This window comes from Terribacillus sp. AE2B 122 (genome assembly GCF_902497585.1).
GTDB classification, from domain to species: Bacteria; Bacillota; Bacilli; order Bacillales; family Amphibacillaceae; genus Terribacillus; species Terribacillus saccharophilus_A.
The window spans coordinates 1-21,831 of sequence record NZ_LR700943.1 but is presented as its reverse complement, the minus strand read 5'-3'; the positions used below and the strand labels follow the sequence as shown (position 1 = coordinate 21,831).

Below are 21,831 nucleotides of genomic sequence, written 5' to 3'. Positions count from 1 at the left end.
CTTCATCCTCCCTAATCAGCTGCTTGGCACAAACCGCTTATAGATTTCCAGAAGACGATCCACACCAGCTTCCATCGACCAGTGGTTTACTCCCCATTCACGTGCCTGCTCCCCTAGAACTTGGCGATAAGCATCATCATCCAGAAGTGTCTGGACTGCGCTCAGCAGCGCAGCTGTATTAGCTTTTGGCACTATCAAGCCAGTCACCCCGTGATTCACCATTTCAGAAAGCCCTCCTGCATCTGTGACGATAACTGCTTTCCCGCTGATCTGTGCCTCGATAACACTCAATGGTTGGTTATCCATCAGGCTAGGGAGTACGCAAATATCCGCAAGCTTCAAAAGGACTGGCACATCCTCCCTCTTTCCAAGGAATAGTACTTGCTTGTGCATACCAAGTTCTTTCACACGCGCTTCGAGATGCTGCTTCCATTCGCCTTCTCCAATGATCCAGCAAACCCAATCGTCGCGATCCTTCAACGAAGCCAGCGAATCAATCAGATAGTCTAAGCCTTTTAGTTCTATCAGTCTTCCAGCATAAACGATTACCTTCTTATCAGGGGGAGGCTGTATTGTAGTAGGTTTAGCTTGCTCTTCTAGGAAAGTGTCAACAGTGAACCCATAATGGAGCTTTTCGAATTGTTCTTTAGGTACACCGAATTCCTCTATCATTACTTCCTGCAGCCAGTCATTTGCCGTTATTGTTACGTCTGCACTGGAAGCTCCCAATCTTTCAATCTCGTCAAAGTAGGGTCTTGCTAGATCAGATGTAGGGGATTTATGGATTGTCTGCAGCTGATGCCGGATTTCGTGTGACACCAATCCATGCAAGGTAGCTACAAGTGGCACCCCCTCCGGTCGCACCCGATCGATTGCTACGGTAGAAATGACGTCGTGTGTGTGGATGATGTCATATTCACCCAGCCCAAATTCTGCCGCTGCGAGTTCATACGTGTAGCGCTGAACTTCGGTATATTCCACCAGATGGTTTTGATAGACCTTAGGAAATTTCTCTTTCTGAAGAATGCTATACACATAGGGAGACCAACGATCCCGAGCTATTGTCTTACCACCGGAAAGCTGTACATAGGTGTTCTCTCCGCCGTACCCCATAATATCCGCTGTATGCCCTAACTCTTCCAATCGGCTTTTCAATTGAGATAAATATTTCCATACTCCGCCAAGATGCGGAATGGACCAATAAGTTGCCAGTAAAATCTTCACTCTTATACCTCCATTACGTTAAAAATACCCGTTTATAAGCTCTACCAGTATATGGTTCACATCAAAGCATGTGCCTGGCATATGAAAAAGCCTCCTGCATCAGCAGGAAGCTCCAATCAATCAGGGATGACCGCAAGTATGTCTGAATCCGGTATGGTTATACGACTGTTATTGATTAAGATTGTTCTAGTCCCATCAGCATTCAATTCTGTTTGGAAACCATGTATGTGATCAGGATGGAATGGAACAGGCGTGGCAGGAATGAGCTTCGGTGGGGTCGGTACCTGAGCATCTTCCGCAGGTGCAGGTGGTGCAGCTGCTGTTACAGCCGGTTTAACAATATCATTTACTTCTGTTACAGGAAGCTCCGCTAATGGAGTCGGTGCCATATCCACTATAGGTATAGGCGTTTCTTCTACTGAAGAAATCGGCCCAATCTCTGTCTGCATTAACGGCTGTGCTTCCTCCACTATTTCAACTGGGGTTACTGCAGGAGTCAGAAACGAAGCTGGGAATCCTCTGCCAGGAGATAAAGCCCCTCCCCAGATGGTACCGCCTGACCATGCACCTTCCTGCCTCCTGCGATATATACGTGTAAGAATTTGATTTGACACAATTATCATCCTTTCCACAGCCAGTATATGAGCATGATTCACCTTTGCCACCAAACGTAAAAAAACACCTCACTCTGTGTTTCCATCCAATCCATTTGGCTAAGCTTCCATATACTAATCTACGAAACTACGATTTTGAAACAAAACTTTGATTTTGAAGGAGGTTAATTGTGAAGGTCTTAACTGTGTTAGGAACACGTCCGGAAATTATTAGATTATCACTAATAATTAAGAAGCTTGATACACTCGCAGATTCGCATATCCTCGTTCACACCGGCCAGAACTACACCTCAACCTTAAGTGATGTGTTTTTTGACGAAATGCAAATCCGCAAACCGGACTATATTCTGTCCCAGAGCCAGCAGACATTAGGAGAACAGCTGGCCACTATGTATAAGGAACTGGAAATCATCCTGAATCAGGAACTTCCTGATAAAGTATTAGTTCTTGGAGATACAAATAGCGCCTTAAGTGCATTGCTTGCTGAGCGAATGCGAATACCTGTCGTTCATATGGAAGCTGGGAATCGCTGCTTTGATTTGGAAGTTCCAGAAGAGAAAAACCGTCGTGTCATCGATGCGATTTCGACTCTCAATCTTCCTTATACACCGGGCAGCAGAGAAAACCTGCTCCGAGAAGGACTGCCTACACAACGTGTAATTATATCCGGCAATCCAATCTACGAAGTATTGAAACATTATGAGTCTGACATCCGAAGTAGCCGCATTCTGAAAGAACTCAAGCTGAGAAAAAATGATTATCTGCTATCAACCATCCATAGAGCAGAAAATGTCGATCACATTGATAGACTTCAAGAAATTCTACTAGGCCTTAGTGAAACAGCTGAGAAGCTTCAAAAACGTTTGATTTGCAGCATCCACCCGCGTACAAAATCTAAGATAACCAAAACCGACGAATTGACACTTAGTCCACTCGTCGAATTCCATGAACCTTTCGGCTTTTTCGATTTTGTCACACTTGAAAAGCACGCTTATCTGGCTCTGACTGACAGCGGCACTGTACAAGAAGAATGTTGTCTATTTCACACACCGACCGTAACGGTTCGAAAAACGACCGAACGTCCTGAGACCGTAGCGTGCGGAAGCAATATGGTGTCTGGCATTAGCGCTGAAGCTATCCAACGCTGTGCAACGATAATGGCATCGGCCTCAAAAAATTGGGAGTTTCCTTCAGGATATGCAGACCTGCATGTCTCGGATAAAGTGATTAAAATTCTTTTAGGAGGTTTGGAAATTGTTTAAGGATAAGACGATTTTCATTACAGGGGGTACAGGTTCGTGGGGATACGAGCTTGTAAGGCAGCTTCTGCAGCACCATCCCAAGGAGATCCGCATATTTTCCCGTAACGAATCCCACCAGTTTACGATGAAACAGGAATTCGATAATAACCCGAAGCTTCACTTCAAGATCGGGGATATTCGTGATCGCGAAGCCTTAATCGAAGCAACAGACGGCGTGGACTATCTATTCCATCTGGCTGCACTCAAACATGTACCTGTTTGTGAAGATCAGCCGCTGGAGGCATTAAAGACCAATGTAATCGGAACTCAGCATGTCATTGATGCAGCTATTCATCATAAGATCGATAAAGTCATCTATATATCTACAGACAAGGCATCTGATCCAGCTAACTTCTATGGACTATCAAAAGCCATGGGTGAACGACTGATTACACATGCTAATACGCTTCACGCCAATACAACGTTCGTTTGTATCCGCGGGGGGAATGTACTCGGGACAAATGGCAGTGTCATACATGTATTTAAGAAGGCTATTCGACAGAACGGAAAGATCGGGATAACCGATCCGGAAATGACCCGCTTCTTTCTAACTGTAGAGGATGCTATCAAGCTTGTTTTCAAAGCGACTTTCGAAGCCGTTGGAGGAGAAATCTTCATCATGAAGATGCCAGCTATCAAAATCACAGATCTGGCCAAAGTTTTAATGGAGGCATCCGGAGCGAAAAATGTAGATTTTGAAATACTAGGTATTCGTCCTGGTGAGAAAATCCACGAGCTGCTGCTGACAGTGAATGAAAGTCATTCTGCCATCCTCTACGATGATCGTTATTTCGTCATTCTCCCCGACATCAAGTCAGAGGATATCAAAAAATATTACAAAGACTATAAAAAAGTGGAAATAACAAATTACAACTCTAGTCAGAACCTTTTATCTCTGGACGAGATAAAAACCATGCTTGCCAAAGGTGGTTTTATTTAATGAAAATACTTATCCTCGGCGGAAAGGGTATGGCAGGGCATGTAATGTACAGCTATTTACGCAAACAGGCTGATTATGATGTGTTCTATACTTCCCGCGATCGAACGGATAAGGACAGCATATATCTTGATGTTGTCGACACATCTGCCTTAGAGCAGCTGATTAATTCTCTTGAACCAGATATCGTTATCAACTGTACCGGTATTCTGAATGAAGCTGCAGAGCAAAATCCGCTTTTAGCCTTCCGTATCAACAGCCTGCTTCCACATCAGCTTGCTGCCTTTATGAGTCGAAAAAAGGGTCGCTTGATCCAAATCAGCACAGATTGTGTGTTTTCCGGTAAGAAAGGCGGATATACAGAGTCAGACTTTCGTGACGGGAATTCCGTTTATGCTCAAACCAAGCAGCTTGGAGAAATAACGGCAAATCCACACCTTACAATTCGCACCTCTATCATAGGCCCAGAACTGAAAAAAGATGGAATCGGACTCTTCCATTGGTTCATGAACCAAAGTGGCACAATCAAAGGATTCGAAAGGGTCTATTGGAATGGCGTCACAACACTCGAATTGGCTAAAGCAACTGATTTCTTTATCCAGCAGGAGACGAGCGGACTGTTTCATCTCTGTCCGCCAAATAAAATCAGCAAGTACGATTTGCTCCAGTTATTCAAGGAAATATATCAAAAAGACGACATCCAGATCATTCCGGATGCCGTACAAGAGTTAGATCGGACAATTTTGAACACAAGAAATTCACCTGCATATGCTGTACCAACATTTCGTGACATGCTGGAAGAACAAAAACAAATTTATCCTTTATTAGTATCCTGAAGACCTAGATTCAGCAGCATTTGCTTAAAAGAACCTGCATATGCTGCATAACCAAATCTCTCTTTTACATGAATGCGGGCATTCTCACGGATATAAGCACGCTGCTCCGTATTCGTCATGAGTTCCTTTGCTTCTTTCAGCGCAGATTCAGGATCACCTATTTGATAATATTTCCCTGTTTGGTTGTGGATCACTGCCCGTCGTACACCGTCAGAATCCGTTGTCAACACCGGGCAGCCGCAGCTGATAGCTTCCAAAACCGCATACCCTGCTCCTTCAACTTTCGATGTTGCCAAAAGAAAACCACCTGAATCACCGACCATAGAAAAATAATATGGCATATCTGTATGAGGTACATCAGGAAGAATGGAAACATGGTTTCGTAATTGTAAGTCATCCAGCATCTGTTCAAAAGCAATGTTTTCATTTGGATCTGCTAAAGAAGGGTCATGGAACATATATAGCCGCAAGTCCGGGCGAAGTTCTGACAGCAGCTTGCGGCCAATTTGAAGAAACTCACGCCAGTTTTTGTTATCTTCAATTCTCCCAATCCATGCAATGATCGGCTTTTCAGCAGAGGTCCCGTCAATGTAGGAAAATCCATCTGAATCAAAGCAGTTGTCAAATGCGAATGTAGGCGTATGCGGGTAAAATTGCTCATATATTTCAGCTATGTGTTCCGTCTTCGGATGCAGCAACGCATTTGCATAATTATTTACAATCGGTACAGCCATCCGTAGCTGGGAGTATGCGAGTTCCTTTGGTCCAAACCCTTGTACTTCCAATATTAGTTTCCCCTTGAATCCGAGACGTCTGAATCTGGGGAAACTCAAAAAGTCTGAAGTCACGACTGCAGCATCAAAGTTGTTTGCATCAAATATCTCTTTTATTTCTGCATCCTCATTGGTTATATACAAAGGAGCACCATGATCATTGACCAATTCACGACGTTTTCCGTAATACAAAAAGTGCGAAGAGATGCCCTCCAGCTCCAGGGCTGCTCTCCGCTGCCGATTAAGCGTCTCTACGCCCCCGCTTGGTACGTAAAATACGAATAACACCTTCATGTTCTGCCTCCTTCACTAGACGTGCAATATTCATCCTTACTATGCCTATGTTGGAGACAGAAAAATTATGATAATTAGGAGGAAGCAGCAATGCTGCCGAAAGTTACGATCATCATCCCTTTTTATAATGACAAGTATGTACCTATTGCCATTCAAAGTGCCTTGGATCAAACATATCCGAATATCGAAGTTTTAGTAGTTGACGATGGTTCCACATCAGAAATGGAAAAAATACAGCCTTATTTGGATCACATCACATATGTACGTAAAGAGAATGGCGGCACAGCCACTGCTCTGAATTATGGAATTGAAATGTGCACAGGTGAATACATTGCTTGGCTCAGTTCCGATGACATGTTCCTTCCGCACAAAATCCAAGTCCAGATGGATTATATGCTGGCAAACAATGCTTCTGTAAGCTTTGCAAACTACCATTTGATAGATAAAGATAATCAAGTTTTCATTGAATGGTGCGGAAAGCGATTCTCCCCTGTCAACAATGCGAAAGAAGTTTATGAATCATTCCGTACAGAAAACCCTGTCAACGGTTGTACGATTGTCGCCCGAAAGGATGTATTTGAGACTGCCGGAACCTTTAATCCTGGCTTTCTATATACCCATGATTATGACCTTTGGTTCCGGATGCTGCTTAATGGCGTCCATATGCATTATATAGACCAAGTGCTCATTCATTTCCGTTCACATGAAGAATCAGGTACATCCAGATTTCAGCCTCGAATCCGTCATGAAATTAAGACGATTGAAGAGTATTATCGACCGATCCTTGACGAATACCTGGAGAAGTATGCATCCTTCCATTAAAGGAGGCTCAACCATGCAGAAAAAACAGATAATCTCGTTTATAAAACGGGCACCTGACGGCTATAGCATCCCGGATCCCCGTTTGGTAGAACTTATGAAACAACATCGTAAATCACTATAAAGGGAATGGTGAACTTGAGAATCCTGCTCGTTTCTTATTATCCCATGCCCCATGTAGGTGGGTTGTGGACAGTAGTGAATAACCTTCAGAATGAACTGACGAGGCTCGGCCATGAAGTCGATGTTTTAGCACAGACAGAATCACTGACGGAATACCGTATTCTCGGTCAGGAAGCACCCTTCAAAATAGCCGATGTCCGTCCCTATATCGAAGGAGAAATTGCAGCAGCTTACCCTAATCTCGAACCTGGTTCTTGGATTCATACAACAGAAGTCCTCCGTTACAGCCTTGAACTGACAGCACTCGCTACTGGACTAGATCAATACGACGTCATTCACGCGCAGGATGTAATAGCCGCTAGCTCTATAGAACGTGTAAAACCGACACACATCCCTCTCGTCACAAGCGTCCATGGTTATTTGACAAAGGAGATTTTCTTAGCTCTTCAAGGTATTTATCCAAATAAATCAGCCGAGGAACTATATAGCAGCTTTGAATACCAATATCATGAACACATTGAACATATAGGCTGCCACGTCAGTGAATTCATCCATACACAAGCTGATATAACGAAAAACAGCTTGATCGAACAGCACCGAATTCCGGAAAACCGTTTTGTCCAGTTTCCTTATGGGATGGATATAACATCTTTTCGCAGTACGCAGCCTCAACTAGACAATATACCTGTTAAAACCAAGCCTATCATCTTATTTGTCGGCAGGCTCGTCCAGCTAAAAGGAGTCCACATTTTGATTGAAGCCTTATACCAATTAAAAGAACATACACCAGACTGGGAATGCTGGATGCTTGGTGACGGATACGAGGAAGCAATTAAACGATTCACCGATTTGATGGAAGACAGAGGATTGCTGTCAGACATTCGCTTGCTTGGATCGGTAACCAATGTGAAAGATTTCCTGGAAACAGCGGATATTTTCGTTCTTCCAAGCCTGCAGGATACCCAACCCCATTCCGTCATGGAAGCTCAGCTTTCCGGGATCCCTGTCGTCGTAAGCAATGCTGGAGGGTTACCCGAGATGGTCCAAGAAGGCGTAACAGGACTTGTATCTGAAGCAGGCAACCCTGCAAGTTTTGCTAATCAGCTGGCACGTCTCCTCGAGGATGCCAACCTGCGCAAGCAAATAGCTAGTCAGGCGCAAGCATGGGCGAATCAGCAATGGTCGCTCGTGAACATGGGCAAAAACACGGAAGATTTATATAAGAAGGCAATTCCCGTCTCAAACTGACAGAATCGATGAATTTGCATCAGGGTGGCTGTCCTTTACAATAAAAATTACCATTCATATCTTATAGTATCTTCTTTTTTGAAAGGAGGACACATTCATGGTAACCGTACTTGATGCAAGAACATCACAGAATGCAAGCACTTCAGGATCCATTTCCATCCCAGTCACAGCCGGCACCCCGCAGCTGTTTGGTCAAATCGGGCTCATCACTACGGGCGCAACGACACCTATTCGTGTTCAGATGAGCGGAATCATATCCTTACAGCTTCCGCTTCTTCCAGCGCTTACATCTGTAACAATCACAGTTGTACGGGGAACGGCACCGACAGATCCAGTCGTCTTTTCTGCTTCATCCAACTTGGATCTTGAAATTCTCGGTCCGCAGGCCTTCACCTTTATTGCCGCCGATTTCAACGTACCACCTCCAGCCGGCGGTCAGCTGACGTACACTGCGTTCATTTCGTCTAACTTGCTCGGAACTGTTCGAGTAGGACCCGAAAGTTTTTACGGCATCGCCTTCACCGGCTAAACAAAAGGAGAATCATTAAATATTCCTCATCCTCCTACATTCGCCGTGCCTGTACCAATACCTCGTTCATACAATATTCCAGGAAGGTGGTGAGCATATGGCGAAAAAATACAAATACGAAGAAGGAAGCTATATGGGTGTAGCTCAATCAAATAGAGAAAATGATAGTAATGATAATAACTCCGACAAAGACAAAAACAATGATTGCCAACTCTGTTGTGTAGGCGGTACACGATGGGGAGGATCATTCCTTTCCCCTCAAGATCCTCCATTCCCTCCATATTTATAAGTATTAAAGCGACATACCCAATCGGTATGTCGCTTTTTTCAATTTACTGCAGCAATATCAAATATCTTAGCCAATTGCCAGCCGGCTTCAAAAAGGTGCATTTTCTTTAAGCATCTTTGCACCTTCATCCATCACGTTATGTTATAAAACTTGAATTCAGGGTAAACAACAATTGATAATTTTACGGGAGGTAAAGTGGATGAATCCAGATTACGAGAAATGTATTCAGGCTTGTTTAGAATGTATGCAAGCATGCAATTCATGCTATGATGCGTGTCTTTTGGAAGATAACGTAAAGATGATGGCCGATTGCATCCGGATGGACCGGGAATGTGCAGATATGTGTGCATTTGCTATCCAGGCGATGCAGCGGAACAGTCCATTTGCCGAACAGATTTGTACACTATGTGCAGAAGTATGCCAAGCCTGCGGCGAAATCTGCAGACAGCATGAAGTGAAACATTGTCAGGATTGCGCGGATGCATGCTTTGCCTGCGCTGACGCATGCCGATCTATGGCTGCATAAGAAAAGACTGCCTTGATACGGCAGTCTTTTTCGTTCTTTGGGCATGCTATTATTATCTGTGCTGCAGTCGTCTGGAGTAAACCTCAATCAGCAATACAATTGCTGCGGCTGCATGCAGCATCCAGCCGACGAAAGGTATCCAGCCAAGACAGGATGCGACGATTCCGACAACGCTTCCGGCAAGAGGTCCTTTAACCCGGACTGCAAGCGCCAGCGTAATGATATGCAGCACAAGCATGATGATTAACGGCATCCAGCTGTTTGATAAAATAATAAGAGCACCAAGAAAAGGAATTGCCAAAATAGCTTCTAGGATTCCCGTAATCAGCTTCATAGTTCTTGTTGTAGACATAATATGTTCGCCCTTTCTATACGTACGCGGTTTCCTACATATACGTATCATACCGGAAAATGTTTCATCTGAAAAAAGTTCTATTCAACGTGTCTTTTTTTGTCGTATAATGGAACGTCAAGATTTTTAGAATCAAAATACGGAAAAGAAACAAGGGAGATGACAATGACAAAGAAACCGATCATTCAATTCAACAATGTAATGAAGCAGTACGATAAAGATACCACCGTTTTGGACAATGTCAGCTTTGAAATCGAGCGTGGTAAATTCTATACCCTACTGGGACCTTCCGGGTGCGGAAAAACGACGATTTTGCGTCTGATTGCAGGGTTCACAGAATTAACTTCCGGAGAGATGCTATTCGATGGGAAACCTTTGAATAAGATCCCTGCCAATAAAAGATCTGTGAACACAGTATTTCAGGATTATGCTCTATTCCCTCATCTAAATGTATATGAAAACGTCGCCTTTGGCTTGCGCATCAAAAAGATGCCTCAGAAGCAAATCGACGAAAAGGTGAAGGAATCCTTGCGTTTTGTTAACCTGGCTGGTTATGAAAAGCGGGAAATCAGTGAAATGTCCGGCGGACAGCGTCAGCGTGTTGCCATTGCACGTGCTGTCGTGAACGAACCCGAAGTAATTTTACTGGATGAACCATTATCCGCTCTAGACCTGAAATTACGTACAGAAATGCAATACGAATTACGTGAGATGCAGCAGCGTCTGGGCATCACATTCATCTTCGTAACGCATGACCAGGAAGAGGCCCTCGCTCTCTCGGATGAGATATTTGTCCTAAATAATGGTAAAATTGAACAAAGCGGCACACCAACTGATATATACGATGAGCCAATCAACCGTTTTGTGGCTGACTTTATCGGAGAATCCAACATTGTTGATGGCCGGATGATTCGGGATTACGAAGTGGAGTTCACCGGCAAACGTTTCGCTTGTGTTGACCAAGGTCTTCAGCCGAATGAGCCCATTGAAATTGTCATCCGCCCCGAGGATTTGCATATAACAAGCGCAGAAGCCGGAAACCTGCGCGTAAAGGTGGATTCCCAGCTATTCCGCGGGGTCCATTACGAAATCTCCAGCTACGATGATGCTGGTAACGAATGGCTGGTTCACTCTACGAAGAAAGCTGTTGTAGGAGAGGAAATCGGACTTGCCTTCGAGCCAGAAGCTATTCATGTCATGCGTCTGAATGAGACGGAGGAAGAATTCGATAAACGACTTGAGGCGTACGACGATGGAGAATAAGACGACTCGCAACCTGTATACGATCCCTTATGTTATTTGGGTCGCTTTCTTTGTCATCGCACCGATATTATTAGTGCTGTACTACTCTTTTCAGGATCTGGAAGGTAATTTTTCCTTAACCAACTATCGTAACTTCTTTACACCTATCTATTTGGAGATGACATTAAGCTCCTTCTGGTATGCTTTCCTGATTACACTAATTACACTGCTGTTTGCTTACCCGATAGCTTATTTACTGACAAAATTGAAGCATAAGCAGCTGTGGCTCTTATTAATCATAGTGCCCAGCTGGATTAACTTGCTATTGAAAGCTTATGCTTTCCTCGGCATCTTTGGCACATATGGAATGGCGAATAAATTCTTGGAAACAATCGGGATTGGATCGAAGCAGCTTTTGTTCACCGATTTCAGCTTTGTATTTGTTTCCGTCTATATATTCATTCCGTTCATGATTCTGCCTATCTTCAATGCTTTGGATAAATTGAATCCAACTTATCTAGATGCAGCGAATGATCTGGGAGCATCGCGCTGGACAACGTTCCGCCGGGTTGTCTTCCCATTAACGATTGATGGTGTAAAAGCAGGCTGTCAGATTACGTTTATTCCAGCTCTGTCATTGTTCATGCTTACTCGTCTTATCGCCGGCAGCCAAGTTATTACCCTTGGTACGGCAATAGAGCAGCAATTCCTAGTTACACAGAACTGGGGCATGGGATCGACTATTGCTGTCTTCCTGATCATTTTCATGTTCATCATCATGTTTGCAACCGGAACGAAAAGGAGGAGAGCACGTGGATAAGAGAATTTCTCCCCTGTCACGGATTTTTCTGATCGTTATGTTCGCTCTATTGTACTTGCCTATCTTTTACTTGATTTTCTATTCGTTTAACAGCGGTGGCAATATGTATGACTTTGAGAACTTTACTTTTGATTGGTACAAAGAGCTGTTCCAAGATACTCGGCTTTTGATTATCGTTTTGAATACCATCGTCATTGCCCTTCTATCCGCTTTGATCTCAACGGTAATCGGTGTGCTTGGGGCGATGATGATCTATAAAATACGTTCTAGCAGGACAAAGAATGCCCTGCTGTCATTGAACAATATCTTGATTGTCAGCCCGGATGTCATCATTGGTGCCTCGTTCTTGATTCTATTCACGATTGCAGGTATTCAGCTTGGCTTCTATTCGGTGCTGCTATCGCATATCGCGTTCAGTATTCCGATTGTTGTCTTAATGGTATTGCCGAAGTTGTCCGAGATGAGCCCTTCTCTGCTTGATGCAGCAAGAGATCTTGGAGCATCACGCTGGGAAGTCATCACAAAAGTAGTGATTCCTTATATCACGCCAGGTATTTTCGCCGGCTTTTTCATGGCGCTTACCTACTCACTTGACGACTTTGCTGTTACGTTCTTTGTAACAGGGAATGGTTTCACAACATTGTCCGTCGAGATTTATTCCCTAGCGAGACAAGGTATTTCCTTGTCTATCAATGCACTTTCAGCAATAATTTTCATTGTTACGATGCTGATAGTCGTTATTTATTATTTCCTTACCCGACGTGGCAAGAAATCGCCTGATCTGGAGGTGCTCAAATGAAGCAGCTGATACGTTTAGCTGTTGTGATCATTGCTGTGAGCGCTATTTTGCTCGTTACGATTTCGCGCTTAAATGCGTCACAAGGCTACTCTGGCGGCAATACGCTTACCGTTTATAACTGGGGCGACTATATTGATCCGGCAGTAATCGACGAATTCGAAAAACAAACAGGTATTACCATCGTCTATGAAACATTCGATTCGAATGAAGCAATGATGACAAAAATTCAGCAGGGTGGTACAAGCTATGATGTCGCGGTTCCTTCCGAGTATACGATTGAAAAAATGAAGGAAGAGGATTTGCTGCTGCCGATTGATCACAGCAAGGTACCAAACCTGAAAAATATCGATTCCAGGTTCATGGATCTGGCGTTTGATCCTGGCAACGAATATTCTGTACCGTATTTCTGGGGAACCGTTGGTATTGTGTATAACACGAAGCAAATTGACGGCATCGAGTTCAACAGCTGGGAAGATCTTTGGAATCCTGCCTTGAAAAATGAAATTGTGTTGATCGATGGCGCGCGTGAAATCGTGGGAATGGGGTTGAACAGCCTTCATTACTCCCTTAACGATACAGATCCAGAACGTTTACAAGAAGCATATGACAAACTTGTCAGCTTAAAACCGAACGTCAGAGCACTGCTTGGGGACGAAAACAAGCTGCTGATGGCATCCGGAGAGGTGTCCATCGGTATAACATGGTCTGGGGATGCTTCCGAAATCATGGCAGAAAATGAGGATCTTGACTATGTTGTACCAGAAGAAGGCTCCAATCTATGGTTCGATAATATGGTCATTCCGAAGACAGCCAAAAATATCGACGCTGCGCATGAATTCATCAACTTCATGCTCGATCCAAAAATTGCTGCCCAAAATACCGAGTATGTAAGTTACTCCACTCCGAATAAGGAAGCATTGCAATATATGCCGGAGGAAATGGTCAATGATGAACGCTTCTACCCGCCGCCAGAATTGACAGATCGTCTCGAAGTATATGAGAACCTTGGCAAGGAAAACCTTGCAAAGTATAATGAATTATTCCTGAAATTCAAGATGGAATAAGCAAAGGCATGCGTTACGGCGCATGCCTTTTTATTTCTATGTATACTAAACAAGAAAACCTTATCCAGAAAATCTAGATAAGGTTTTCATCAACTTAAAGTTGTGCACCATTCGTTTCAATCACATTCTTATACCAATGGAACGATTTTTTCCGGCTCCGTTCCAATGTACCGCTCCCATCATCATGCTTATCGACATAGATGAAACCATAACGCTTAGAGTACTCTCCTGTAGAAGCACTTACCAAGTCGATGCAGCCCCAGCTTGTATAGCCCATCAAGTCCACGCCATCCTCAATTGCTTCCTCCATCGCCACAATATGATCACGAAGGTATTCGATGCGGTAATCATCGTTGATGCTTCCATCTGCCTCGACTTTATCATATGCTCCCAGTCCGTTTTCCACGATGAACAACGGCACTTGATAGCGATCATACATATCATTCAATGCAATGCGCAGGCCCAACGGATCGATTTCCCAGCCCCAGTCACTCGCTTTTAAGAATGGGTTCTTCACACCAGACATGATATTGCCCTGTGAAAGCTCTTCTTCACTCTTTTCCGCTTTCTCTGTACGGGACATGTAATAGCTGAAGCCGATGTAATCAACTGTTCCCGCTTGAATTGTTTCCAAGTCACCTTCTTCTATTTTCAGCTCTACACCTTGTTCCTTGAAGAAACGTTTAGCGAAAGCTGGATAAGCACCTCGCACCATTACATCGCCGCAATAGTTGTTGAACATGCGAGCTTCCTGATCTGCGTAGAAGATATTTTCCGGCTTACTGTCGTACGCATATACCGGTGCATAAATGATCATGCAGCCAATTTGCGCTTCAGGACTTATTTCGTGACAGTATTGAACAGCTTTCGCACTGGCAATAAACTGATGGTGCAGCCCTTGGACAACGGATTGATACTTATGTTCACCCGGTTGGATGGAGAAACCAAGACTCATGATCGGCATGATAAGTCCGCTATTGATTTCATTGAATGTCATCCAATATTTCACTTTATCTTTATAACGATCCAGAACAGCTTTTGCATAGCGCTCGAAGAAAGTGATAACCTCACGGCTCTTCCAGCCGCCATATTCTTTCACTAGGTTAACAGGCATCTCATAGTGAGAGATTGTAACAACCGGCTCAATACCGTGTTGAAGCAACTCATCGAACACACGATCATAGAATGCAAGTCCTTCCTCATTCGGCTCAAGTTCATCGCCTTTCGGGAAGATACGAGTCCAAGCAATGGACATACGAAATACTTTGAAGCCCATCTCTGCAAGTAGCGCAATATCTTCTTTATAACGATGATAGAAGTCGATTGCCTCGTGGTTCGGGTACGTGTATTTATCCGTATCGATTTCGAAATCAAATCCTGGCTCTGCCAAGATGCGCAGACGCTCTTTTCCGCCTGGAAGTACATCCGCGATATTCAAGCCCTTATTGCCTTCATGGAAGCCTCCTTCCATTTGGTTAGCAGCTGTTGCGCCGCCCCATAGGAATCCTTTTGGAAATGCTGTTTGATTTGTCATAGTCTATCTCTCCTTTTATGATTTATGATGCTTCTTTTGATGTAGTTGCCGGAACTGCTAAATCCAGTATTGCTTCACCACCGTTAACCGTGCCTTCTGTAAGTGCTGTAATATCTTCATATTCAGCTGTATTTGTGATGATAACCGGTGTAATTACGTCATATCCTGCTGCTTGAATGGCTTCTATATCGAAGGATACCAGCTTCTGTCCTTTTTGGACTTTATCGCCTGATACGATATGAGCTGTGAAATGCTCCCCATTCAATTTCACCGTATCAATACCGACATGAATCAGCACTTCTGCGCCATCTGTACTTCTTAAGCCAATAGCATGCTTTGTTGCAAATAATGTAACTACTTCACCATCTATCGGAGATACAACTTCACCTTTTGATGGGAAGATTGCTATCCCTTTGCCCATGATTTCCTGTGCAAATGTCGGATCACTTACTTCTGCAAGCGGGCGTACCTCTCCTGTCAGTGGACTAGCGATGACTTCAGATACTTTCTCTGAATCTGTTTCTTCTGCTGTATCTACTGCTTTTTCTTCTGTCGTTGTTGTTTCTTCAGCAGGTGCAAGGACATCTTCAAAGCCGATGATCCATGTCACCACAGCTGCTGCAACAAATGCTAGGACAAGGCCAAGAACAGCAAAGATGAACTCTGGTCCTACGAAAGTCGGAAGACCTGGAAGCCCTGCCATTCCAGCAACGATGTAAGCTTTTACATCTGTAAGTGCATATAGTACTCCACCAGCAGCAGCACCGATCAAAGCTGCAACGAATGGCTTCTTCAATCGCATATTAACCCCGTACATAGCAGGCTCTGTAACACCCATTGTTGCTGTCAAAGCGGTCGTGAAGGACAACGACTTGAATTTTTTGTTTTTGGATCGCATTGCAACCGCGAAAGCAGCACCAGCTTGCCCAAAGTTGGCAAGGAACATGGCTGGCATCATGTAATCATAGCCATTTACTGCAATATTATTCAGCATGATCGGAACAAGCGCGTAATGCATACCAGTTATAATGATAAGCGAGAACGTACCTGCAAGCAGGATCATGGCAATAATTCCAGCGTTTTGGAACAAGAAGTTTGTTCCCGTAGAAAGATAGTTACCTGCGATAGCTCCAAGTGGCCCTACTGTAATCAAAGTAACTGGCACTACGACTAATAATGTTACGGATGGGACAACGATTAGCTTCAAGGAAGCGTGTGTTATACGGTCAACCCATTTTTCTACATAAGACGCAATCCAGATAGCCAGCAAGATTGGTATAACCGTAGATGAATAGGTCGCAATTGTTACTGGCAATCCGATAAAGCTGATGGATCCTCCTTCTGCGAACATGGCTGTCAGCGTCGGATGCAGGATGGCTGCTCCTATCGCAGCTGCCACATAGGGATTAGACCCGAATTTACGTGCTGCACTGATTGCCAGAAGTATCGGCAGGAAGTAGAATGCACCGTCTCCGATTACAGTCAGAATTTGATATGTTTGGGAGGCTTCTTGCAGCCAGCCAAATGTCACCAGCAACGCCGCAATACCCTTGATCATACCGGCACCAGCGATAGCTGGCAGAATCGGTGTGAATACACCGGAAATAACGTCGAAGATAGAGCTGATTACATTTTTCTTTTGTTTCGATTCGCCTTCTGTACTCTTTGACTCACTTAAATTGCTATTTGCTATAATTTCCTTATACACCTTTGGCACTTCATTGCCGATGATCAGCTGAAACTGACTGCCGCTGATATTGGAACCTAGAACACCATCTACCTGCTCCAGTGCTTGGCGATCTGCTTTACTGTTATCGTACAAGTTGAAGCGAAGGCGTGTCATACAATGGATGACATTTTGTACGTTTGATTCTCCGCCTACTAATTGCAAAATTTCTTCTGCTGTTTTACGATGGTTCATGATAGACCCTCCATTCGGGGATATTATGTGATGAGGATAAAGGGTGCCACCTTTATCCTTTTTTCTTTGATAAGGTCAGGTTTGGTACACAAAAAAACCCAAACTACACCCCGTGCACAGAGTCGCCTCTGTTTTCGGAACATAATTTAGGTTTTGCCTGCTTATCAGTAACAATCCTAAAGGATAGTTGTATGCGGTTGTCTTGTATTACACACTCAATTTATCATGTAAGCGGATTATTGTCAACGCTTTCAATCTATGTTTTTTATTCATTATTTACGGATATCATTTGTGGTGGCGTATATAGAAAACAGAATTCATTAAACGATCCAATTAAGCAATAGTCACCGGTTTCTTCTGTCATACATAGGCTATGGCACATGATGAGATGAAGGAGGAACCCGCTTGACAGACTTGACGATGGCCCACTGGATGTATTTGGCAGGAACACTTTTGATTATTTTAACGATGCTTTTTCGGCAGAATGTGCTGGTTCCATCATTATTGATGACCTTCTTAGTAGGTTGGATGTACTCGGGGACGCTTGTAGAGGGCCTGCAGGCAACCTTCAGTGCAAGTCTCACAGCTGCCTCAGAGCTATTTAATATCTTCTTAATTATTACCGTTATGACTGCTCTGCTGCAGTCTTTAAAAGCATTGCGGGCTGATGAGCGGATGATTCGCCCTTTTGGTTATATTATGACTAACGGCCATACTTCCTTTTGGGTATTGGCATTCATTACGTACTGTATTTCCCTATTTTTTTGGCCTACACCTGCAGTGCCGCTCGTAGGTGCAATTCTGCTCCCAGTTGCTATCAAGGCTGGTCTGCCTCCACTAGCAACCGGTGTGGCAATGGCGATTTCCGGTCAGGGTATGGCGCTTTCTGCCGACTATATTATTAAAATTGCACCGATGCTGAGTGCATCTGCAGCTGGTGTAGATACTGCTGCGGTGGCAGACAAAGCGCTTATTTTATCGCTTATTACCGGTATCACAGCCTTGCTGCTGGCCTACTTCCGGATTCGAAAAAAAATCTCTTCTCCTTCCATAGTGCACCTGGAAAGATGGAACGGAAACGATGCGCCTAGCGAAGCTCATTCAGGTAAAAAACCGAGATTCAGTATCTTGTTTGCGATTTTAGTGCCCGCAGCCTTTCTTGTTGTTGTTATCTACATGGCCTATACGGCCTTCAGCAATACCGCTTCTCTTGAGGGCGGAGCTGGGGCTGCTTTAATCGGAGGTGCTGCTATCCTGCTCATGATTGCAGCAGCGATCGCTTACAATTGGAAACAGTCCTTGCATAATGTAAGTGACCACTTGGTAGATGGCTTTACCTTTGCTTTTCGGGCAATGGGACCGGTTATTCCGATTGCAGGTTTTTTCTTTTTAGGAAGCGGAGAAATATCTGCCAGGATATTCGGTCTGGAAGATGCGGCACAGGCTCCTTCCTTTCTTTTTGATTTAGTGGAGGCTGGTCAGCACTATATTCCAGAGAATCCTATTTTCGCAGGATTCGGTTTGCTGATAGTCGGCATGGTAACTGGGCTGGACGGTTCAGGCTTTTCCGGACTCCCTCTCGTCGGAGCCCTTTCAGGTGCCCTGGCACCCGCTGTCGGCATGGATGCCTCCACACTTGCTGCAATTGGGCAAATGGGAGCGGTTTGGGTTGGCGGCGGCACACTGATTGCCTGGTCCTCTATTGTAGCAATCGCTGGATTTGCACGAGTGCCGGTGATGGAATTAGTGCGGCAATGTTTTATCCCAGTCGTTATCGGACTTTTACTTTCTACCACCATCGGAATTTGGTTACTGTAAGAGATACAGAGTCTTGGAGATAAGTGTTTTAGCCAAATCGAAAACTGTACTTAAATCTTCTTTGTGAAGATTTAAGTACAGTTTTTCTATTATGAGATCCGACCTTTTAACCAACAACCTAAGAATGGCCTATCTGCGTTTAGAGTGTATTCAAATGCTGGTGGACCGATAAGAAATAATGCAGAACCAGAAGACCAATGTTTTTCTAGATTTCTCCCAGCATCTACCGGGAAGGGTAACGGTGCATCACGGTCATTTATACAAAGCTTGTCTCAGCTGAGCAGCTCCTTCTGCCACAGCTTGATACGCTTCTTCTACTTCAGCTGTAAAACCAGCAAAGCCATGAATCAACCCTTCGTAATTCTTCACAAAAACATCTACACCCACCTGTTTTAAACGTTCAGCATACGCCTGTGCTTCGTCTCGCAGCGGGTCATATTGAGCTGTCAAAATAGCCGCAGGCGGCAATGCATGGAGCAGCTCAGAACGAATTGGCGATGCATATGGATGAGATCGATCCGCTTCCGACCTGTAATAATGGCTTCGGAACCAGTTCATCAAACGTTTGGTCAATAAATATCCTTCTGCATTCTCCTGTAAAGAAGCAGGTTCGTCTCCGATATAACCTGTCGATGGGTATAAAAGTAATTGAAATACAGGTTTTTGGCCGTTTTTTTCTTCTGCCAGCAGACATACTACTGTTGCGAGATTCCCCCCTGCACTATCTCCTCCAACAGCGATCTTGTCTTGTTCGATTCCCAATCGATCTGCATTGGCGGCTATCCATTGAAAGGAATCATAAGCATCTTCCACTGCTGTCGGGAATTTATTTTCTGGTGCCAGCCTGTATTCTACAGAGATTACTGTGCAATCTGCCAAATTGGCAATCTCGCGGCAAGTAGCATCGTGCGATTCAATGCTGCCAACAACCCAACCGCCGCCATGATAAAAGACAAGTGCAGGCTGCGTCTTATTATCAGAACGATAGATACGGATCGGCAGCGTCCGACCATTTAATTCAATCTGGCTGTCTTCTACTTTAGCCACTTCTTGTTTCGGTCCATCTTCCTGCATTCTAGCTTGATCGCGAAATTGCTCAGGTGAGACCGATTCAAGCGGTATCGGATGGGCATTTACTTCTTTCAAAAATGCCTGTATTTTTGGATTCAATCCCATAGTACTTCCCCCTTTTTATACCTATTCATTTTCCACAATATAACTGCAATTTAAACATCGGTGCATTGCAGCTGCCTACCACAAGGTTTACAATAAGATAATTCGATACTGATGGGGGTACAGCATGTGAAGAAATCAACGTATATCTGGTTAGGCATCGCTTTATTCGTAGCAGCACTTAACTTACGTCCTGCAATCAATTCCATTTCTCCGCTTATTGAAATCATACAATCTGAATTACATATGAATGCATCTAGTGCAAGCCTGCTCACCTCCATACCCGTTTTATGTATGGGGATCTTCTCGCCGGTTGCCGCTAAGTTGGCCAATCGCTTCTCGCTTGAATATGTGATCGGCTGGTCCTTAGCCGTCATTGGCATCGGTACTATCATTCGCCTGTTCACTCATACTTCCATCTTTCTTCTGATTACAGCTTTCTTGGCAGGTATCGGTATTGCAGCTGCGAGCCCCCTGCTTTCCGGTTTCATAAAAAAATACTTCCCTAATAGTAGTGCGTTCATGATCAGCATCTATACTGCTGCCTTAGCTGTTGGTGCTGGCATGGCCTCCGGGGGTGTAGCGCCAATTCAGCATCTAGTTGATTCCTGGCAAATCGCTTTGGCTGCCTGGTCATTATTAGCACTGATAGCAATCATAATATGGATACTCGTCGTATTGCCTCAGAAAAAGAAAGACAGGGCAATTCAAACATTCGGCGGCGCAGCGAAACTGCCTTGGAACCAGTGGAATGCCTGGCTGCTTACCTTTTCCTTCGGCGGTATGTCGTTTATTTTCTATTCGTTGACTGCTTGGCTCCCCCCTATTGTAGAAAATATGGGGTACAGCAAAATCTATGCAGCCAACTTGCTCGTCATATTCATGCTTCTGCAAGTACCAGCTAACTTAGCAATACCTTATCTGCTAAAGAAAATTCCCAGTCGTCTGTTCTGGCTTGTGACGGCCGCCATATTCGAATTGATCGGCTTTGCGATGATTTCTTTATCCTTCCTTCCTTGGCTGGCAGCTTGCTTCATCGGTCTCGGTGCTGGCGGTTTGTTTGCAATGAATCTGCTGCTTCCGATTGATGTAACTACTACCCATCAGGAAGCTGCCTCCTGGTCGGCCATGGTGCAGGCAGTCGGTTACATCATCGGATCATTTGGCCCTATTATTCTAGGGACTGTCAACGATATGACCGGAAGCTTCTCTTATTCCATCTTTGTATTGATAGCTGTGAACCTATTAATGATCGTGATGCAGTTTCTCTCCGTCAAACGGAACTTCAAACAAGAAAAAGTAGCCTCCTGACTAAAATTGGATGATTAGCAGTTTGCTAGATTGGGTATCTTATTACTACAAACCCAATCACAAGGAGGATTCCAATCATGAGTTCATTAACAAAAGACGTTTTCACCACATATGCCGAGGAAAATACATTCGAGTTAGAGCCATACTTAGACCATCTGTTTGAATTGAATGAAGAAGAATCCGATAACGAATAAAATAAAAAAGAAGCAGCGGCTGTGGAACGGGACTGACCCCCTAGGCTGAGACAAATAAAAACACCTTCAAGCTTGAAAACGGATCGTTGT

General features: G+C 44.2%; 21 protein-coding genes. 14 read left to right on the top strand and 7 right to left on the bottom strand.

Annotation, left to right across the window (positions count from 1 at the left end; all coding sequences use genetic code 11):
* Window positions 1-15 precede the first annotated feature (15 nt).
* Together AE2B122_RS05415 and AE2B122_RS05410 are read right to left on the bottom strand one after the other, a co-directional pair.
* On the bottom strand, window positions 16-1,224 hold the full coding sequence (locus tag AE2B122_RS05415) for a glycosyltransferase family 4 protein (RefSeq protein ID WP_175073318.1): 1,209 nt from the start codon (window positions 1,222-1,224) through the stop codon (window positions 16-18).
* Between the two features lie 116 nt (window positions 1,225-1,340).
* A complete protein-coding gene (locus AE2B122_RS05410) occupies window positions 1,341-1,838 on the bottom strand; it encodes a hypothetical protein (RefSeq protein ID WP_175073317.1) in 498 nt (165 codons plus the stop codon).
* 170 nt (window positions 1,839-2,008) lie between these two features.
* Between AE2B122_RS05410 and wecB the strand changes: the two genes are divergently transcribed.
* Genes wecB through AE2B122_RS05395 form a run of 3 tightly spaced genes read left to right on the top strand, consistent with a single transcriptional unit; the run spans window position 2,009 to window position 4,912 of the window.
* The gene (wecB, locus tag AE2B122_RS05405) at window positions 2,009-3,100 is read left to right on the top strand and encodes a non-hydrolyzing UDP-N-acetylglucosamine 2-epimerase (protein ID WP_175073316.1); all 1,092 of its coding nucleotides are present in this window, start codon (window positions 2,009-2,011) and stop codon (window positions 3,098-3,100) included.
* Complete coding sequence (locus tag AE2B122_RS05400; RefSeq protein ID WP_175073315.1) at window positions 3,093-4,079, top strand: polysaccharide biosynthesis protein; 987 nt, start codon at window positions 3,093-3,095, stop codon at window positions 4,077-4,079. The genes wecB and AE2B122_RS05400 overlap by 8 nt, the downstream gene beginning before the upstream one ends.
* On the top strand, window positions 4,079-4,912 hold the full coding sequence (locus AE2B122_RS05395) for an SDR family oxidoreductase (RefSeq protein WP_095219087.1): 834 nt from the start codon (window positions 4,079-4,081) through the stop codon (window positions 4,910-4,912). Before AE2B122_RS05400 ends, AE2B122_RS05395 begins: the two co-directional genes overlap by 1 nt.
* Here the strand turns inward: AE2B122_RS05395 and AE2B122_RS05390 are convergent.
* On the bottom strand, window positions 4,891-5,979 hold the full coding sequence (locus AE2B122_RS05390) for a glycosyltransferase family 4 protein (protein WP_175073314.1): 1,089 nt from the start codon (window positions 5,977-5,979) through the stop codon (window positions 4,891-4,893). The genes AE2B122_RS05395 and AE2B122_RS05390 overlap by 22 nt on opposite strands.
* 90 nt (window positions 5,980-6,069) lie before the next feature.
* On the opposite strand from AE2B122_RS05390, the gene AE2B122_RS05385 reads away from it, so the two are divergent.
* The 5 genes from AE2B122_RS05385 (at window position 6,070) to AE2B122_RS05365 (ending at window position 9,513) form a co-directional block, all read left to right on the top strand.
* Window positions 6,070-6,801, top strand: a complete 732-nt coding sequence (locus AE2B122_RS05385) for a glycosyltransferase (RefSeq protein WP_175073313.1) — start codon at window positions 6,070-6,072, stop codon at window positions 6,799-6,801.
* Between the two features lie 126 nt (window positions 6,802-6,927).
* Window positions 6,928-8,169: a glycosyltransferase family 4 protein gene (locus AE2B122_RS05380; protein ID WP_371809499.1), complete on the top strand. Its 1,242-nt coding sequence runs from the start codon at window positions 6,928-6,930 to the stop codon at window positions 8,167-8,169.
* A gap of 97 nt (window positions 8,170-8,266) precedes the next feature.
* On the top strand, window positions 8,267-8,698 hold the full coding sequence (locus AE2B122_RS05375) for a hypothetical protein (RefSeq protein ID WP_095219083.1): 432 nt from the start codon (window positions 8,267-8,269) through the stop codon (window positions 8,696-8,698).
* A 97-nt stretch (window positions 8,699-8,795) separates the two neighbouring features.
* On the top strand, window positions 8,796-8,987 hold the full coding sequence (locus AE2B122_RS05370; protein ID WP_095219082.1) for a hypothetical protein: 192 nt from the start codon (window positions 8,796-8,798) through the stop codon (window positions 8,985-8,987).
* Window positions 8,988-9,186: 199 nt separating this feature from the next.
* Window positions 9,187-9,513 (top strand): four-helix bundle copper-binding protein, encoded by a 327-nt coding sequence (locus AE2B122_RS05365; protein ID WP_095219081.1) that lies wholly within the window; start codon window positions 9,187-9,189, stop codon window positions 9,511-9,513.
* A gap of 52 nt (window positions 9,514-9,565) precedes the next feature.
* Here AE2B122_RS05365 and AE2B122_RS05360 read toward each other — a convergent pair whose 3' ends face one another.
* The gene (locus tag AE2B122_RS05360) at window positions 9,566-9,865 is read right to left on the bottom strand and encodes a hypothetical protein (RefSeq protein ID WP_175073311.1); all 300 of its coding nucleotides are present in this window, start codon (window positions 9,863-9,865) and stop codon (window positions 9,566-9,568) included.
* A gap of 165 nt (window positions 9,866-10,030) precedes the next feature.
* Between AE2B122_RS05360 and AE2B122_RS05355 the strand changes: the two genes are divergently transcribed.
* Genes AE2B122_RS05355 through AE2B122_RS05340 form a run of 4 tightly spaced genes read left to right on the top strand, consistent with a single transcriptional unit; the run spans window position 10,031 to window position 13,790 of the window.
* Window positions 10,031-11,128, top strand: a complete 1,098-nt coding sequence (locus tag AE2B122_RS05355; RefSeq protein ID WP_095219079.1) for an ABC transporter ATP-binding protein — start codon at window positions 10,031-10,033, stop codon at window positions 11,126-11,128.
* Window positions 11,118-11,927: an ABC transporter permease gene (locus AE2B122_RS05350; RefSeq protein WP_095219078.1), complete on the top strand. Its 810-nt coding sequence runs from the start codon at window positions 11,118-11,120 to the stop codon at window positions 11,925-11,927. Before AE2B122_RS05355 ends, AE2B122_RS05350 begins: the two co-directional genes overlap by 11 nt.
* Window positions 11,920-12,726: an ABC transporter permease gene (locus AE2B122_RS05345; RefSeq protein ID WP_095219077.1), complete on the top strand. Its 807-nt coding sequence runs from the start codon at window positions 11,920-11,922 to the stop codon at window positions 12,724-12,726. The genes AE2B122_RS05350 and AE2B122_RS05345 overlap by 8 nt, the downstream gene beginning before the upstream one ends.
* Window positions 12,723-13,790: a PotD/PotF family extracellular solute-binding protein gene (locus tag AE2B122_RS05340; protein WP_175073310.1), complete on the top strand. Its 1,068-nt coding sequence runs from the start codon at window positions 12,723-12,725 to the stop codon at window positions 13,788-13,790. Before AE2B122_RS05345 ends, AE2B122_RS05340 begins: the two co-directional genes overlap by 4 nt.
* Before the next feature lie 94 nt (window positions 13,791-13,884).
* Here the strand turns inward: AE2B122_RS05340 and AE2B122_RS05335 are convergent, their stop codons facing one another.
* Both AE2B122_RS05335 and AE2B122_RS05330 read right to left on the bottom strand, forming a co-directional pair.
* Window positions 13,885-15,324: a glycoside hydrolase family 1 protein gene (locus tag AE2B122_RS05335; protein ID WP_175073309.1), complete on the bottom strand. Its 1,440-nt coding sequence runs from the start codon at window positions 15,322-15,324 to the stop codon at window positions 13,885-13,887.
* A 22-nt stretch (window positions 15,325-15,346) separates the two neighbouring features.
* A complete protein-coding gene (locus AE2B122_RS05330) occupies window positions 15,347-17,245 on the bottom strand; it encodes a beta-glucoside-specific PTS transporter subunit IIABC (protein WP_095219074.1) in 1,899 nt (632 codons plus the stop codon).
* Between the two features lie 405 nt (window positions 17,246-17,650).
* Here AE2B122_RS05330 and AE2B122_RS05325 point away from each other — a divergent pair, with 405 nt between their 5' ends.
* Window positions 17,651-19,063: a hypothetical protein gene (locus tag AE2B122_RS05325; protein ID WP_254593426.1), complete on the top strand. Its 1,413-nt coding sequence runs from the start codon at window positions 17,651-17,653 to the stop codon at window positions 19,061-19,063.
* A 252-nt stretch (window positions 19,064-19,315) separates the two neighbouring features.
* Here the strand turns inward: AE2B122_RS05325 and AE2B122_RS05320 are convergent, their stop codons facing one another.
* Window positions 19,316-20,239, bottom strand: coding sequence for an alpha/beta hydrolase (locus AE2B122_RS05320; protein ID WP_095219073.1), 924 nt, complete (start codon window positions 20,237-20,239; stop codon window positions 19,316-19,318).
* Between the two features lie 126 nt (window positions 20,240-20,365).
* Between AE2B122_RS05320 and AE2B122_RS05315 the strand changes: the two genes are divergently transcribed.
* The gene (locus AE2B122_RS05315) at window positions 20,366-21,547 is read left to right on the top strand and encodes a CynX/NimT family MFS transporter (protein WP_245840354.1); all 1,182 of its coding nucleotides are present in this window, start codon (window positions 20,366-20,368) and stop codon (window positions 21,545-21,547) included.
* Window positions 21,548-21,831 lie beyond the last annotated feature (284 nt).